This window comes from Algoriphagus lutimaris (genome assembly GCF_017051705.1).
In the GTDB taxonomy this organism is placed as follows: Bacteria; Bacteroidota; Bacteroidia; order Cytophagales; family Cyclobacteriaceae; genus Algoriphagus; species Algoriphagus lutimaris.
In genome coordinates, this window is the sequence record NZ_JAFIDJ010000002.1 from 231,185 (window position 1) to 246,729 (window position 15,545).

The following is a 15,545-nucleotide window of genomic DNA, read 5'->3' on the forward strand; positions in this document are numbered from 1 at the left end:
TGATTTATAGTGAATTATTTAAATCGAATATTATAGGTAACAGCCACACCTATACTTTGGACATCAATAGATGGATCTGCTCTAAAAACTTGATTGTAATACCCGAAGATATTCCAGTCATAATTATGATATCCAAGCTGTGGTCTGATATAGGCACCTCCTTCAGCAGAATTAACACTTGTCAAAAACGTGTAACCCACGTCCGTTCCTAAGAAGAATCCTTCAGGTTGAGGGTAATATCGAAACATGATTCCAACTGGAATAGCACCAAACCCATCATTTAAGCCGTCATAATTTTCAGCATTGGATTTTTCAAAATACTTGGTATAGCCAGAGGCGATGCCCAAACCATAATTGTCTGTTCTCATAAACTGAGCAGCTACATCAAGTCCTAAAGTAAAGGAAGAGTAGTTTCCTACATCTCCTACGGGAACTCCTAAATTGACCCCTACTTTCAACCAGGAGTTATCCTCGTTGATTTTATCAAGTTCTCTTACTTGTTGAGCATGAACAGTAAGACCTGCAATCAGCAGTGTAATAGATAAAATAAGCTTTTTCATAGTTGGTTAGTTTTGAACTATGAAAGTCAAAGCAAGTGCCTTACTTCAATAGGGCGTAAAAAATCAACACTTAAATGATTTTAAATAACTGCTTATCAATGCTTTAAGTGGATTTTTTAATTAATTATAACTTAGAGCCATTACTCTTTCCATATCAAAAATAAAAAGCAATGACCCTATTTCGGGGAATTCAGTTCCCTTTGATTGAATCTAATTTAACTTTCTCCAAGACTTTGGAGTTTGATCGGTGAGGCTTTTGAAAGTTTTATTGAAATGGGATAATGTCTGAAAACCTACTTGATAGGAGATCTGTGAAATTCCAAGATCGGTTTCTATCAAAAGTTTTTTGGCCTCGGTGATTCGTAGCTGTTGGAGGTATTGGGTAAATGTCTTTCTGGTTCTCAATTTAAAAAATCTACAAAATGCCTCTTTACTCATAAATGCTTGTTCTGCCACCTCATCCAAAGTAATCGGCCTTGAACTATTTTCCAGAATAAATCGCATGACCTGATCCATTCTTTTCCCATCCCGCTCGGATAGTGACTTAGAAACAGGGATCATGTTTAACGCTTTCAAATCATTGGAATCAAAATCCAATAGTGACAACATATGAAGCGCCCTTTGTAGCTTTTCTAATCCTGACAAGGAGGAGAAGGAATCAAACAGTCCGATAATTGCCTCTTTGGTCTTCCCTTTTATTTTGAAGCACCCATTAATTCGCTCGTTTAATTGAATTAGCTCTTTAAACTCATCCACCTCTCCCAAAGACTTACCAAAAGCTTGAAAATCAAAAAATATAGTATTCCCAGCAGTTGAAAGCTTACTATCATCTTCAAAATACTCCGCATCACTTCTAAATACATGGGGAATACTTTCTCCTAGCAGAAAAACATCGCCTGCTTCAAATCTTCCTACATAGTCCCCTACCAAAAGTTGACCACGTCCCTCTAAAATCACAGTCAACTGGCATTGTGGATGCTGGTGAAGGTTATTATAAAAATACTTTCCTCTATCTTCTTGGTACTGCACAAAGGTCTTCCCTGACTTAGGGATTTGGAAAGAAATTACTTTACTCATAAGCCATAATGGTATTCAATTGCCGCAATTTTAACATTTTTTAGAATATTCCATCAATATAGAGTCATTTTTTACTAATTCAGTGAGCGAATACCATTTCTGTAGCTACTAATTTTGAAATAAAAAACGATATGAACTGGAAAGGCGTATTCCCTGCGGTAACTACTAAATTCCATGCGGACGGAAGTCTTGATATGGATTTGTTTTTCAAAAATATTGATTTCCAATTGGAATCAGGAGTACATGGAATTATCCTTGGCGGAACCCTTGGAGAAAGTTCTGTATTGAGCCAAGAGGAAAAAATCACCTTGACCAAAGAAACGGTGGATTATGTTGCAGGTAAAGTTCCTGTCATCCTAAACATCGCTGAAGGTGCTACCCAAGATGCATTATTCTGGGCTGCTAAGGCAAAAGAATTAGGTGCTTCAGGATTGATGATGCTACCTCCAATGAGATATGCTGCTGATGCCAGAGAAGTAGTTACTTATTTCAAAACTGTAGCAAATAGCACAGACCTACCGATCATGATCTACAATAATCCGGTGGATTATAAAACATTAGTGACGATTGACATGTTTTCTGAGTTAGCAGACTGTTCTAATATTCAAGCGATCAAGGAATCTACTCGTGACATTTCTAATGTTACCAGAATGATCAACAGATTTGGTGACCGTTTCCAATTATTGTGTGGTGTAGATACACTTGCGATGGAAGAATTATTGATGGGAGCTGTAGGATGGGTTGCTGGATTAGTTTGTGCTTTCCCAAAAGAGACCGTTACTATTTTCAATTTAGTCAATGAAGGAAAAATCGAAGAAGCTCGTAAGATTTATCGCTGGTTCCTACCATTGCTAGAACTAGACATCCATCCAAAATTAGTTCAGTACATCAAATTAGCTGAACATCATTGTGGAATCGGATCTGAACATGTTCGTGCACCGAGATTGACGCTAATAGGAGAAGAAAGAGAACGAATTGAAAAAATCATCAAAGACGGAATTGCCAATAGGCCTAGTCTTTAATCATTAAGTTGTAATCGCCAGAATAAAAAGTCAGGGCTTAGGAACAAAAATTGTAACTTAAGCTCTGGCTTTTAGCTTAATGAATTTTCTTATCTGATAACCTTTTCAATTTTAAATTTCTATGAATCTCGATACAATATTTTCCGCAGCTCAAGAAGCATTTCTATCCTATAAAAATTTACCTGCCGGTAAGAAAGCTGATTTCTTGGAAAAAATCGCTGAAATACTGGAGGAAAACAGAAGTGCTATTGTACTGATGGCTGTAAGAGAATCTAACCTTCCGGAAGGAAGAATCAATGGAGAGCTTGGAAGGACTACTGGCCAAATAAAACTTTTTGCATCTCTAGTTAGAGAAGGAAGTTGGTTGGAAGCGACTATCGATCCTGCCGATCCTAATCGAACTCCATTACCTAAAGCAGATATTCGAAGAATGTTAACTCCATTAGGCCCTGTTGTGGTATTTGGAGCAAGTAACTTTCCTTTGGCATTTTCTACCGCAGGAGGTGATACGATTTCTGCATTAGCGGCTGGTTGCCCAGTGGTATACAAAGGCCACCCCGCACACCCTGACACTTCAAAATTTGTAGGAGAATGTATTTCTCAGGCAGTAATAAAATCAGGCCTACCAGCCGGAGTGTTCACACACGTGGAAGGTGGAGTAAAAATGGGACAAGACTTAGTCAAACATCCTTTGGCGAAAGCTGTAGGTTTTACAGGTTCTTATGGTGCAGGAAAATCCCTTTTCAATATTGCCAACGACCGTAAAGAACCAATTCCGGTCTATGCGGAGATGGGCTCTGTCAACCCTATTATTGCCTTTCCTGAGAGACTGGAGAACGAATTAGTACCTATGGCTCAAAACTACGTGAGTTCACTTACTTTAGGAGCCGGTCAATTTTGTACCAACCCAGGATTAATCTTTGTTCCAAGAGCATTGGCATCTAGATTTGAAAATGCAGTCTCTGAAGCCTTGCAAACTGCTGCAGCTGGCCCAATGTTGCACGAGGGGATCGCTTCCTCCTACTATACGGCCATTGAAAACCTTCAAACTCGTCCAGAATTGAAATGGGTAAAAGTTCCAGATGCCAAACACCTTATCAATGTCTGTCCTGCACTGGCAGAAATTAAAGCTTCTGATTGGATTGAAGATGATCTCTTCCAAGAAGAAGTATTTGGTTCCTTTGCCTTAATGGTAGTCTATGAAGATGAAAGTGAACTGATTGAGGTAACCAAAAAACTTCACGGACAATTAACTATCACCCTTTGGGCGGACAAATCTGAGTTGAAAGCTCAATCTGAACTGATCAACCTTCTGGAAGAAAAATGTGGAAGATTGTTGTTTACAGGTGTTCCCACTGGGGTAGAAGTTGGCTATGCAATGCAACATGGTGGTCCTTTCCCTTCTACTACTGATTCAAGAAGTACTTCTGTTGGGGCGCATGCCATCAAGCGTTTTGCTAGACCTATTGCATTTCAAGACATGCCCTCTGAATTGCTTCCGGACGCCCTAAAAGACGACAATCCTTTAGGTATTATGAGACAGGTGAACGGGAAATTCACCTCGGATAAAATTTAATATTCCAAGACATTAGAGAGCGTGTGAAATAGATCAAATTAGCTAATCAAATCCAAACGCTCTCCAACATATAATTTCGCACTAATTCATGTCAACAAGACACACTTTCTCGTGCATTGATGCACATACTTGTGGGAACCCTGTTCGGGTAGTATCAGGAGGTGTCCCATTTCTAAAAGGGGATAACATGTTGGAAAAACGACAGTTTTTCCTTGAAAACTATGACTGGATTAGAACAGGATTGATGTTTGAACCCCGAGGCCATGATATGATGTCGGGTTCCATGCTTTTCCCTCCACACAACCCTGAAAATGATGTTGCTGTATTGTTTATAGAAACTAGTGGATGTTTGGCCATGTGTGGCCATGGAACCATCGGAACAGTCACCATCGCCATTGAGGAAGGATTGATATATCCTAAAACACCAGGAAAACTGAGACTTGAAACTCCAGCCGGATTGGTACTGGTAGAATACAAGCAGGAAGGTAAAAAAGTAAAGTCAGTCAAGCTCACCAATGTCAAAAGTTTCCTAGCCTCAGAAGGCTTGGAAATAGAGTCTGATGAATTGGGAAAATTGACAGTGGATGTAGCGTATGGAGGTAACTTCTATTGCATTGTAGATCCTCAGGAAAACTTTCCAGGACTAGAACATTTCAAGGCGGAACAATTAATCTCAATGGCCCGCTCGCTTCGGAAAAAGATGAATGAGAAGTACGACTTCGTCCACCCTGAACATCCTCAAATCCGAGGATTATCGCATATCCTGTGGACAGGTAAAACTTTAGACCCTACTAGCACTGCCAGAAATGCTGTATTCTATGGAGATAAAGCCATCGATCGATCACCATGTGGAACAGGGACCTCTGCAAGACTTGCGCAATGGTATGCCAAAGGACTATTGAAGCCTGGAGAGGACTTTATTCTTGAAAGCTTTATCGGATCCAAGTTCATAGGAAGAATAGAAGAAGAAACAGAAATTAATGGTAAACCAGCGATCATCCCAAGCATTGAAGGTTGGGCCAAAGTGTATGGGTACAATACCATCCTTTTGGACGATGATGATCCTTATGTACATGGATTCCAAGTAATATAAATTGTACCAAGTACCAAGTACTTGAAGCTAAATTATGAAACCAACTATCATCATTGGAGGCGGAATTACGGGGTTATTTACCGCTTATTTCCTTCAAAAAGAGGGGATCGAAGTTCAGATTATTGATCAAACTGACCTACAGGCCAATTGTTCTACTGGAAATGCAGGGATGATTGTACCTAGTCATATTATCCCATTGGCTGCTCCTGGCATGATCAGCAAAGGCATATCCTGGATGTTTTCTTCCAAAAGCCCTTTCTATATTCAGCCAAGATTGGATGCAAAACTTCTAAAATGGGGACTGCTTTTCTACAAAGCAGCTAACCCTGCCCATGTAGAGCGAAGCATCCCTTATTTGAAAAATCTAAGTCTACTCAGCAAAGCGCTTTATCTTGATTTTAAGGAAGAACATCCGGAATCTGCTATTGCCTTGCAGGAGAAAGGGCTGCTGATGATCTATCAAACCAAAGCTGTGGAAACCGAGGAGGTTGAATTTGCCCACTTGGCTCGCAAAAATGGCTTGGAAGCCGAAATCCTAAGCCCAGAAGATATTCAGAAAATCGAACCAAATCTTGAAGTTAATGCCAGAGGAGCTGTTTTATTCCCTGGAGACGCCCACTTGGACCCTGGAAAGTTATATAGTTTCTTAAAAAGCTATTTAGAAGAGAAAGGAGTTTCATTCCTTTCTAATACGCAGGTTCATGGCTTTGAAAAATCACAAGGAAAAGTACAAGCGGTATTAACTGACAAAGGAAAAATCGAAGCAGAGAAGGTCATTCTTTGTGGAGGATCCTGGTCAGGGGAGTTGGCTAAAATGCTTGGTTTCACTCTTCCAATGATGGGAGGAAAAGGATATTCCTTTATCCAGGAAAACAAACCTGAGATTAAACAAGCTGCTATTTTAACTGAAATGAAGGTAGCTGTAAGTCCTTATGGAGAGCAAATCCGATTCGGAGGCACCATGGAAATAACAGGTACCAATCAAAAAATAAACCTCAATCGAGTTAAGGGGATTTACGAATCGATCAATCGCTATTACCCTGATTTTGAAGCAAAATTCCCAGAAACGGATCAAATTTGGAAAGGCTTGAGACCTTGCTCTCCAGATGGATTACCTTACATAGGTTTCGCCCCAGGATATTCCAATGTGCTGGTAAATTCTGGTCATTCCATGATGGGAGTGAGCTTGGCTCCCGCTTCTGGAAAAGTCACTGCAGAGCTTCATCAACAAAAAGATGCCAGCCTGGAAATCAAAGGATTTGAAGTAGGCAGGTTTAATTGATTCTACCGATCTCTTTAATCTAAAAAAGGCTTCTCAGTGATCTGGGAAGCCTTTTTTTTTAAATTCTATTATATTAAAACTTAGGTAGTATATACAGAATTAAACATCACATAGTCTGTGGTCAAATCACTGCCCCATCCTATGCCTTCTTCCTCACCTGAATTAAGCTCCAATAACACTTGAATTTGACTTTCTCTGAGTAGCTTTTTCATATAAGCTTTGTCAAATTCCAAAGGATTCCCTTTATCCAATACCTGAACAAGATGATTCTGATCGCCAATAAATAAATTAACTTTTTTATAATTGAAAGGAACGCCGGCATTGCCACAGGCCGCTACAATTCTTCCCCAGTTAGGATCTCGACCAAACATGGCTGTTTTCACCAAGGTAGAATCTGATATTGCCCGGATTAGGGTTCTTGCAATTTGTTCTGTTTTGGCTTTGGTTACTTTGTATTCGATGAATTTGGAAGCTCCTTCTCCATCAGACACGATCAGTTTTGCCAAGTGAGTTAAAATCTCCAACAACTTGTTTTGAAACAACTCATAACCTGGATCTTCTTTGCTTGTCACCTTTCTGTTGCCTGCCAAACCATTGGCCATTACAGCTACCATATCATTGGTAGAAGTATCCCCATCTACCGTGATCATATTGAAAGAACGATCTACGCAATAGCTTACCGCTTCTTGGAGTAGATGTTCATCGATATTAAAATCTGTTACAATAAATGCCAGCATAGTAGCCATATTGGGGTGAATCATACCTGAACCTTTGGCTACCCCTCCCATATTGATGGACTCCCCTTCATGTTTGAATTCCACAAAACCTTCTTTGGCAAAGGTATCCGTGGTCAAAATGGCATTTGCAACAAAAGAACCAGCTTTCAGCTCATCACTCAATTTTGGAAGATTTACTTTCAGTCCTTCTACCACATCCTCTGTAGGAAACTCTACACCAATAATCCCGGTAGAAGCCACAATCACATCATCTTCTGGTATCTCCAAAATTTCTGCGGTAGTCTTTACCATTGCCTCCGCACCTTCTCTTCCTTGCTCTCCTGTACAGGCATTCGCATTCCCTGCATTACAGATAATCACCTGGGCTTTATTGTTTTTCAAATGCTTTTCAGTGATTTTGATAGGCTCTGCCCGCACTTTGTTTTGGGTTAATGTCCCTGCTGCTGCTGCGGGAACTTCAGAATATATAATTGCCAAGTCACGCTTCATGGACTTGACGCCGGTATGTGCTCCCCAACATTTAATACCTCTTACATTCGTTATATTCTTGATCATTATTTTTCCTGTTAAGGTTTAAGTGGTAGTTGATTTAGTCCAGTATCCTCAGGTAAATCAAACATTAGATTCATGTTATGAACAGCTTGACTTGCTGCTCCTTTAAGTAAATTATCAATAGCCGAAAGGACGATCACACGGGATGTCCTTGTATCCCAAACAGGGAAAACATCACAAAAATGACTTCCTCTGACATCTTTGATTCCCGGAGCCTGATTCCTAAGTCTGACAAACGGTTTATCCTGATAAAACTCATGATAAATTTTCGTCAGCTTCTCCTGATTCATATCTCCTTTGACTTTGGCATAAGAAGTGACCAAAATACCTCTATCTACAGGTAATAAATGAGGTGTAAACTGTACCGTGGTGGCAGAACCCGCTAAACCACCCAATTGTTCTTCGATCTCAATGGTATGTCTATGCCCTGCAATCCCGTAGGCTTTAAAGTTTTCATTCACATTGGAAAAATGCGTCGTGGCATTCGCTTTGATCCCTGCGCCAGTTAAACCTGATTTTGCATCAATGACAACCGAATCAGCCTCTATCATCCCAAGTGCATAAAGAGGTGCCAAACTTAAAATGGACGCGGTTGGGTAACAACCTGGATTCGCAACTAAATCAGCATCACCAATTTGCTTGGCAAACAATTCTGGCAGACCATACACACTGGTTTTAAATCCGTCAGGATAGGTATGTTTCTTACCATACCATTCTTCATAAACCTCTTTGGAAGAGAGCCTAAAGTCACCTGATAAGTCAATGATTTTTGATCCTTTATCCTTCCATCTGGCTACAAAGTCCATAGAAACTCCGTGAGGTAAGGCAAGAAAAATGATATCCACGTCCACTTTTTCCACCTGATCTGCACTTTCTAAAGAAATATCCAACCTGGAATAAAATTGAGGATGTAAATCAGAAAATGGTTTTCCTACATGAGACTCAGACGTGATCATAGAAATGGTCACATTTGGGTGACTAATTAGTAATCGAGCCAATTCTGAACCTGTAAATCCAGAAGCCCCAACAATGGCAACTTTTAATTTTTGAGGATTCATGTTAGGCGTTAGTTGTAGTTTCAATTAGAATTTCATCCAGTTTATCTAAGAATATCTGTAGCTCTTCCTGATGGATATTAAGGGCTGGAACCAGTCTTAGAATATCTCCTGCGGTGGCATTTGCAACAATTCCCTCTTCCAGCAACCTTTTGACTAAAGGTGCTCCTGAGGACTTTAACTTTACTCCAATCATCAAACCGAGGCCGCGGACAAATTCCATTTCCTCATGCTTATCTATCAGCTCTTCAAGTTTTTCTTTTAACCAAGCACCGGTTTCAGAGGCTTTTTTACACAATTGCTCCTCAGAAATAGTTTCTATTGTGGCAATAGCTGAAGCTGCTGCCAAAGGATTTCCACCAAAAGTGGTCCCATGGTCTCCAAACTGGATCGCATCTGCAACTTTTTCATTGCAAAGCACTGCCCCGATAGGCATTCCTCCACCCAGTCCTTTTGCCAAGGTCATAATATCAGGCTGCACTCCATAATGGTCTTTAGCAAACCATTTTCCAGTCCGCCCTATTCCACATTGGATTTCATCAAAAATTAAAAGTATTCCTCGTTCATCACAAAGCTTTCTAAGTCCTTCAAGGTACGACTTGTCAACTGGTATTACCCCTCCTTCTCCTTGGACTGGCTCTAAGATCACAGCAGCAGTATCTTGATCGATCGCGGAAGCTACAGCGTTTAAATCGTTAAATGGAACCTGAGCAAAACCTGTAGGAATCGGTCCAAACCCATCTTGATATTTCTTTTGCCCGGTTGCTATGGTGGCCAAGGTTCTTCCATGAAAGGAATTTTCCATGGAAATCACCTTCCCTCCTCTACCATGTTTATGGGCATATCTTCTCGCAATTTTGATGGCTCCTTCTACCGATTCAGCACCACTATTGGTTAGAAAAACCCGATCTAAGCCAGAAATTTTAACCAATAATTCACTAAGTGCTACCTGCTGTGGGCTCACGAAGAAATTGGAAATATGCATCAATTCAGCAGCTTGTTTTTGGATCGCAGAAACTACTTTGGGATGGCAATGACCTACATTGTTCACTGCAATTCCCGCCAATAAATCAACGTATTCCTTTCCATCTGCATCCCAAAGCCGGCTTCCTTTTCCTTTGATAAAGGCAATAGGAAACCGGTTAAAGGTCGGTAAATAATTCTCCCTGTCCTGAGTATATAAATCTTGGTTATTCATCATTTATTTGATTGTCAGTGTAGTTCCAATTTGTTTTCCTTTGATCGCATAATCTGCAATTTGTTGAGGTTTCGTTCCATTCAGAATAATGGACTTCTTCACTCCTTCTTTCAATGCCAAAACACAGGACTGAATCTTCGGGATCATACCTCCTTGAATAGCTTTCCCCATGTATTCATTTACCTGAGATTCGTTAAGTTCATGAATGATTGAGTCAGGGTCTGGGTAGTTTAAAAATAACCCATCTACATCCGTCAGTACGATAAATTGATCTGCTTTCACTGCTGCAGCCAATTTTCCTGCAAAAGTATCCGCATTGATATTATAACTTTGACCATCCGAGCCATCAGCGATACATGCTACTACTGGCACATAACCTGCATCACATAAAGTCTCCAGTAATCCCCTATCAATCTCTGTGATCTCACCTACTAAGCCTAAATCCACCAATTCCCCATTGGCGGATGTATGTTGTAGTTTCTTGGCCTGAACCATTCCAGCATCTTTTCCAGATAGGCCAATAGCTTTTAAGTTGTTTTTATTGAGTGTGGAAATAAGGTCGGCATTGACTTCGCCAATCAATGCTTTTTGGATTTCCTCAAAAGCATTTTTCTCCGTTACTCTCAAACCATCCACAAACTGGGTGGTAATTGCTGCTTTCTCTAGCGCTTTATTGATAAATGGACCACCTCCATGAACCATGATGACTTCAAAACCAGCTTGCTGAAGTTTAAAAATTTGCATCGCAATCTCTTCTTGCAAGTCTGAATTGACCATCGCATTCCCACCATATTTGATGAGAATTCTTTGCTTAGACATTTTTACTTTTTTTTATAATAAATTGATCTTTTTCTAAAATGAATTTTCCATTTGAATCCTCATTCCAAAAATCGATCAGAATTGAATTTCTACTGTTTAATAATGAATAACTGATTTTTATGCTATTTTAATAGATTCAGCATAGGCTTTTTGGAACAACCTTCATACCGAAAATTCTCAGTTGTATAAATCAATGGTTCTATAGAAAAAATCAAAGTTCACCATTAGAATAATACAATTACATATTATTATTTCATGAACAATGGTGACAAGCTGTCAGTAAAAACTTAAAAACCTTGTTTAAAACCCCATTCTTTACAAACCAAAATTCCCCAACTTGGGGAAAAAATAGGTCATCGGTTTTATTGGCAAATAATCTCTCCAATTAAAATCTAAATACCGATTGTTAATAAATAGAGCAGTATCTATAAATCTGGTTTTAAATGAAAGCTATAATTATAATTTAAGCTATTCAACTAGAAATTATTTAATCATGATGGATACTGGTTTAAAAAATGCTGGAAAATTATTGGTTCGCCTGAGTGCAGGAGTCATGATGCTCACTCATGGCATTCCCAAGATCAGCAGATTTTTTGGAGAAGGCCCTGTAAGATTTCATGACCCATTTGGCTTTGGTCCAGAAATATCATTAGCCCTGGCAATCATAGCTGAAGTAATTTGTACTGTCCTGATCATGATAGGATTTAAAACAAGGCTTGCTACTATTCCTTTGATCCTTACTATGCTCACCGCCGCATTCTATGCACATGCTGATGATCCCTTTGGCTCAAAAGAAAAACCACTTCTATTTATCGTCGTGTTTATAGCCATCGCTATTATGGGACCCGGAAAATATTCTTTTGATGGGTTAAAAAAGAAAAAACGAAGCCTTTTCTAAGTCTTAGGAAATGCATGTAACTCTTCTACAATTCCTATTAAACCAAAACAATAATTCATTGGAATCTTCTCTTGCTATTGGTATAAAATTATAACTGCTAAGAAACTGCTAGCGTTTTAGCAGAGTAATTTGCCATTGACATAGACAGAAACAGTTAGCCCCCTTTCACAATTTTTTCTAGTCAAAAAAAACGGGGTTGACTCATAATGAGTAGAGAAAAGAAATAAATACAACAAACTCGCCCAAAATTAAGATTATAGTAAATATCAAACGTGAAGTATGTTTGTTATCTGGATTATTTTCAAATCATTATCTTATGTACAGGAAAGCCATCTATGCAAATAATCCCTGATGGATTTCAAGTTTTCAACCCAAAAGCAACCAGATGAAACGTATCCCCCTACTCTTATTCCTTTTAAGCAATGTCTTATTAGCGCAGGTTCCTGAAGGAAAGCAAGTGATCAGCTCTTTATACGTTTATGACCTTCAATCAGGAGAATCCACCTTAATTTTAGAAGAAGAAAGGCACTTTGAAGCTCCCAATTGGTCACCTGATGGAACATTTCTTTTAATAAACAGTGCGGGAAAATTGGAGAAAATCGGATTGGATGGAAAAAATCTAGGTACTTTAAATACCGGAGAAATCCAAAAAGCCAATAACGATCATGGATATACTTTTGATGGGAAAACCCTATTTATTTCCAGCGGAAAACCTGATGTACGGGGAGGTTCATATATCTATAAAGTAGAAGCTGAAGGCGGAGTACCTGAATTGATCACTGAACTGAGTCCATCCTATTGGCATGGAGTTTCTCCTGATGGAAAAGATATCGTTTACTGCGCCCAGAGAAACAATAATTTTGATGTGTATAAAATCAGCACCAATGGAGGTGAAGAAATACGATTGACTTCGGAATCAGGTCTAGATGATGGACCTGAATATTCTCCCGATGGTAAGTTTATTTATTTTAATTCCTATAGGTCTGGAATGATGCAAATTTGGAGGATGAAACCCGATGGTTCCGACCCCGAACAAATGACGTTTGACAATCATTCTAATTGGTTTGCCCATATATCCCCGAACAACAAGGTAGCAACGATCATTACCTACATCGAAGATCAAAAAGAAAGTCATCCTTTTGGCAGGCAGGTAAAACTGAGGTTACTTGATTTGGAATCAAAAGCAGTGAAGGATTTAACAGAGGAATTTTATGGAGGCCAGGGAACCATCAATGTTCCATCTTGGAATCCTGAAGGAACCCAGTTTGCTTATGTACGATATGCGTTGAAGGATATTTAAAAAAGAAAAACGAATCAATATGGATCGGCTTCGTAGTAGAGGGAACAGGACTCTAAAAACAACTATTTTTACAGCGTATTATACAAAAAGGGGATAGGTTTATTTTGCTTATCCAATTTTAAATTTATTTGAATCCTATCATTTAAAAGTGGTTCAAAACGCCCTATAAGCACTTTTGAGGCATTTGGGTTTTGAATGGTCTTTTTTCTTTTATTTAGAATTGAATCTATTTGAATGGTTTTGGATTTTGCTTCATCTCGTACTTTAGTACGTTCCGAGAACACGAAATATAACAATAATCATCAGTTCCTAGATTACAGTTAGTTAACTCAAGCATCTTAAAATATTACTAAATCGATCAGTTGATATTATGACCAATTTTAGAAGACATTTTATTCCAAACCCCGTTTAATCCTTGCATTAAAAAGGTTAATTTCTACCTTGGATATCAAAAAAATAAAGACTTTTTTTCAAATGCTTCCGCCAATATTCCCATTCATGACCACCGGAAAATTCTTCATACTCATGGTTTACTCCCAGTTTCTTAAATTGACTATGGAGTAGACGATTTCCTTCAATCAACTCATCATTCACTCCACAATCAAAGCGGATAGCTGGTAAAGAGTCTACTTTCCTTTTGACCAAATCTATTACATCATTTTCAGTATTCCGAAGCTTATAGGATTCGAGAGATTCTTCTACAAATAAAGACATCTCCGAAAACCTGGTGATGGCACTGTGCGCGGAAATAGCAGAAAAAATCTCAGGATATTGAGCTCCCAATTTCAAAGCTCCATACCCTCCCATAGAAAGCCCCCCTATGCAGATTGGGGATTTTTCACTGGCGTTTGAAATATTCTCTCTGATTGCTTTTGGTACATCCGATACAATCCACTCCGCAAAATCCAGCTCTTGGTGAGCTAAATATCCCGAACCATCTCCCCAAAGTCCATCCGAAGGCATCGCAATAATAGCTGGTCGTATTTCACCACTTTCCATAAGTCGCTTTGCTGTCACATGTGCGCCGCCTTTCATCGCCCATACCCAAGCAGATCCATAAACTCCATGTAGCAAAATGTAGATGGGAAGGTCGGTTAGATTCTTTATCCCTTTTGGCACATAGAGGCAAATATCCCCTCTTCCTTTAAGATTTGGCGTTTTGACCGTCAAAAAACGAAGGCCTGATTGTTCAAACATTTCGTCTGACAATTCTATGGATCTAAAACTGTTCATAGTGTATAGCTTTAAGGAAAAACGATAACTCCTTTGGCATTTACTCCAGCGAGCATATCATCAAATGCAAGTTGTAAATCATCCAGTTCATACTCTTTGCTGATCATTTGATCTAGTTTAAGCTGCCCATTTTTATACAATTGCATAAGAATAGGAAAATCAATCTGAGGGCGGCATTTTCCATAGAGGGGATTGATATATATTTTGTCCCATTCAAAAAGCCGCATGTCTATCGTGATTTCTTCTTCGATCCCACTCACTTGCACTGCTGTCCCTGCATTCCGAATCATGGCCAAGGGAGCAGCACCCAAGGCAGGAATCGCAGTGCATTCAAAAGCATAATCGGCCCCTCTTCCTCTTAGCATCTCTTTTACTTTTAAAGAAGCACTGATCAGCCCGACATCATCTTTTTCAGCCAAAATCACTTTTGTAGCTCCAAACTCCTTCGCCATTTTCAATTTGGCTGGATTGATATCCACCGCTATGATTAGGCTAGCTCCTGAGATTTGACAGGCATTGATCACGTTCAAACCTACTCCTCCGCAACCCAACACCACTACGGAACTTCCAGCTTTTAATTTGGCTGCATTCACAACTGAGCCGTAACCGGTCATCACACCACAGCTGATAATACTGGCAGCAGAAAAATTCAAACTTGGCTCTTCTACCTTCACCACTGCTGACTCTTTTACTAGGGTATACTCGCTCAAAGTACCCAGATTAAATGAGCGCTCAATAGCATTTCCCTCCCACTTGGTACTTCCCAAAGTGGCTTGTCCAGGGGTATGTCCATTTCCTCCTGCGACTACAGGAGAATTGTTTTCACAAATATGTTGATTGCCTTCCTGACATTGAAAGCAATGCATGCATGGCGTAGCCCAGTTCAAAATCACCTGATCACCAGGTTTTACATGAGTTATTTTAGCTCCAACTTTCTCTACTATTCCGGCACCTTCATGTCCCATTATTATGGGTTTGCCCCAGCTTAAGGAGTCATAATCTGTATGGCAAAGCCCAGCAGCCTTCATTTTTACCAGCACCTCATCTGAATCCGGTTCAGAAATACTGACATTACAAATGCTAAAAGTACCATCTCCTTTTGCTACGGCTGATTTTGAAATAATTGACATTGTATGAAATTTT

The 15,545-nt window shown here is 39.4% G+C and carries 14 protein-coding genes; 6 read left to right on the forward strand and 8 right to left on the reverse strand.

Annotated features, from left to right (window positions below):
• Positions 1 to 14: 14 nt before the first annotated feature.
• Positions 15 to 560, reverse strand: a complete 546-nt coding sequence (locus JYB62_RS11835) for a hypothetical protein (RefSeq protein ID WP_205645649.1) — start codon at positions 558 to 560, stop codon at positions 15 to 17.
• A 210-nt stretch (positions 561 to 770) separates the two neighbouring features.
• A complete protein-coding gene (locus JYB62_RS11840; protein WP_205645650.1) occupies positions 771 to 1,637 on the reverse strand; it encodes an AraC family transcriptional regulator in 867 nt (288 codons plus the stop codon).
• Positions 1,638 to 1,768: 131 nt separating this feature from the next.
• Between JYB62_RS11840 and JYB62_RS11845 the strand changes: the two genes are divergently transcribed.
• The 4 genes from JYB62_RS11845 to JYB62_RS11860 all read left to right on the forward strand — a co-directional run bounded on the left by JYB62_RS11845 (position 1,769) and on the right by JYB62_RS11860 (position 6,610).
• Positions 1,769 to 2,659, forward strand: coding sequence for a dihydrodipicolinate synthase family protein (locus JYB62_RS11845; protein WP_205645651.1), 891 nt, complete (start codon positions 1,769 to 1,771; stop codon positions 2,657 to 2,659).
• 121 nt (positions 2,660 to 2,780) lie between these two features.
• A complete protein-coding gene (locus JYB62_RS11850; RefSeq protein WP_205645652.1) occupies positions 2,781 to 4,235 on the forward strand; it encodes an aldehyde dehydrogenase (NADP(+)) in 1,455 nt (484 codons plus the stop codon).
• An 88-nt stretch (positions 4,236 to 4,323) separates the two neighbouring features.
• Positions 4,324 to 5,328, forward strand: coding sequence for a 4-hydroxyproline epimerase (locus JYB62_RS11855; RefSeq protein ID WP_205645653.1), 1,005 nt, complete (start codon positions 4,324 to 4,326; stop codon positions 5,326 to 5,328).
• Positions 5,329 to 5,362: 34 nt separating this feature from the next.
• Positions 5,363 to 6,610, forward strand: coding sequence for an NAD(P)/FAD-dependent oxidoreductase (locus JYB62_RS11860; protein ID WP_205645654.1), 1,248 nt, complete (start codon positions 5,363 to 5,365; stop codon positions 6,608 to 6,610).
• 80 nt (positions 6,611 to 6,690) lie between these two features.
• On the opposite strand, the gene argJ is transcribed toward JYB62_RS11860, so the two are convergent.
• From argJ to argB, 4 genes are read right to left on the reverse strand one after another with little or no spacing between them, the layout of a single operon-like run.
• Positions 6,691 to 7,902, reverse strand: coding sequence for a bifunctional glutamate N-acetyltransferase/amino-acid acetyltransferase ArgJ (gene argJ / locus JYB62_RS11865; protein ID WP_074225435.1), 1,212 nt, complete (start codon positions 7,900 to 7,902; stop codon positions 6,691 to 6,693).
• Positions 7,903 to 7,913: 11 nt separating this feature from the next.
• Positions 7,914 to 8,957, reverse strand: a complete 1,044-nt coding sequence (gene argC, locus JYB62_RS11870; RefSeq protein ID WP_205645655.1) for an N-acetyl-gamma-glutamyl-phosphate reductase — start codon at positions 8,955 to 8,957, stop codon at positions 7,914 to 7,916.
• 1 nt (position 8,958) lies between these two features.
• On the reverse strand, positions 8,959 to 10,155 hold the full coding sequence (locus JYB62_RS11875; protein ID WP_317194667.1) for an aspartate aminotransferase family protein: 1,197 nt from the start codon (positions 10,153 to 10,155) through the stop codon (positions 8,959 to 8,961).
• Positions 10,156 to 10,971, reverse strand: a complete 816-nt coding sequence (gene argB, locus JYB62_RS11880; protein WP_205645656.1) for an acetylglutamate kinase — start codon at positions 10,969 to 10,971, stop codon at positions 10,156 to 10,158.
• A 493-nt stretch (positions 10,972 to 11,464) separates the two neighbouring features.
• Here argB and JYB62_RS11885 point away from each other — a divergent pair, with 493 nt between their 5' ends.
• A complete protein-coding gene (locus JYB62_RS11885) occupies positions 11,465 to 11,869 on the forward strand; it encodes a DoxX family protein (protein WP_205645657.1) in 405 nt (134 codons plus the stop codon).
• Between the two features lie 385 nt (positions 11,870 to 12,254).
• Complete coding sequence (locus JYB62_RS11890) at positions 12,255 to 13,169, forward strand: TolB family protein (protein WP_205645658.1); 915 nt, start codon at positions 12,255 to 12,257, stop codon at positions 13,167 to 13,169.
• A 429-nt stretch (positions 13,170 to 13,598) separates the two neighbouring features.
• On the opposite strand, the gene JYB62_RS11895 is transcribed toward JYB62_RS11890, so the two are convergent.
• Together JYB62_RS11895 and JYB62_RS11900 are read right to left on the reverse strand one after the other, a co-directional pair.
• A complete protein-coding gene (locus JYB62_RS11895; protein WP_205645659.1) occupies positions 13,599 to 14,402 on the reverse strand; it encodes an alpha/beta hydrolase in 804 nt (267 codons plus the stop codon).
• A gap of 11 nt (positions 14,403 to 14,413) precedes the next feature.
• Positions 14,414 to 15,532 (reverse strand): alcohol dehydrogenase catalytic domain-containing protein, encoded by a 1,119-nt coding sequence (locus JYB62_RS11900; RefSeq protein ID WP_205645660.1) that lies wholly within the window; start codon positions 15,530 to 15,532, stop codon positions 14,414 to 14,416.
• Between the last annotated feature and the right edge of the window lie 13 nt (positions 15,533 to 15,545).

Coding starts and splice junctions, on each gene's coding strand:
- argC (WP_205645655.1), bottom strand. CDS start 8,957: ATGAATCCTCAAAAATTAAAAGTTGCCATTGTTGGGGCTTCTGGATTT.
- JYB62_RS11895 (WP_205645659.1), bottom strand. CDS start 14,402: ATGAACAGTTTTAGATCCATAGAATTGTCAGACGAAATGTTTGAACAA.
- argB (WP_205645656.1), bottom strand. CDS start 10,971: ATGTCTAAGCAAAGAATTCTCATCAAATATGGTGGGAATGCGATGGTC.
- JYB62_RS11875 (WP_317194667.1), bottom strand. CDS start 10,155: ATGATGAATAACCAAGATTTATATACTCAGGACAGGGAGAATTATTTA.
- JYB62_RS11890 (WP_205645658.1), top strand. CDS start 12,255: ATGAAACGTATCCCCCTACTCTTATTCCTTTTAAGCAATGTCTTATTA.
- JYB62_RS11885 (WP_205645657.1), top strand. CDS start 11,465: ATGATGGATACTGGTTTAAAAAATGCTGGAAAATTATTGGTTCGCCTG.
- JYB62_RS11855 (WP_205645653.1), top strand. CDS start 4,324: ATGTCAACAAGACACACTTTCTCGTGCATTGATGCACATACTTGTGGG.
- argJ (WP_074225435.1), bottom strand. CDS start 7,902: ATGATCAAGAATATAACGAATGTAAGAGGTATTAAATGTTGGGGAGCA.
- JYB62_RS11845 (WP_205645651.1), top strand. CDS start 1,769: ATGAACTGGAAAGGCGTATTCCCTGCGGTAACTACTAAATTCCATGCG.
- JYB62_RS11900 (WP_205645660.1), bottom strand. CDS start 15,532: ATGTCAATTATTTCAAAATCAGCCGTAGCAAAAGGAGATGGTACTTTT.
- JYB62_RS11835 (WP_205645649.1), bottom strand. CDS start 560: ATGAAAAAGCTTATTTTATCTATTACACTGCTGATTGCAGGTCTTACT.
- JYB62_RS11840 (WP_205645650.1), bottom strand. CDS start 1,637: ATGAGTAAAGTAATTTCTTTCCAAATCCCTAAGTCAGGGAAGACCTTT.
- JYB62_RS11850 (WP_205645652.1), top strand. CDS start 2,781: ATGAATCTCGATACAATATTTTCCGCAGCTCAAGAAGCATTTCTATCC.
- JYB62_RS11860 (WP_205645654.1), top strand. CDS start 5,363: ATGAAACCAACTATCATCATTGGAGGCGGAATTACGGGGTTATTTACC.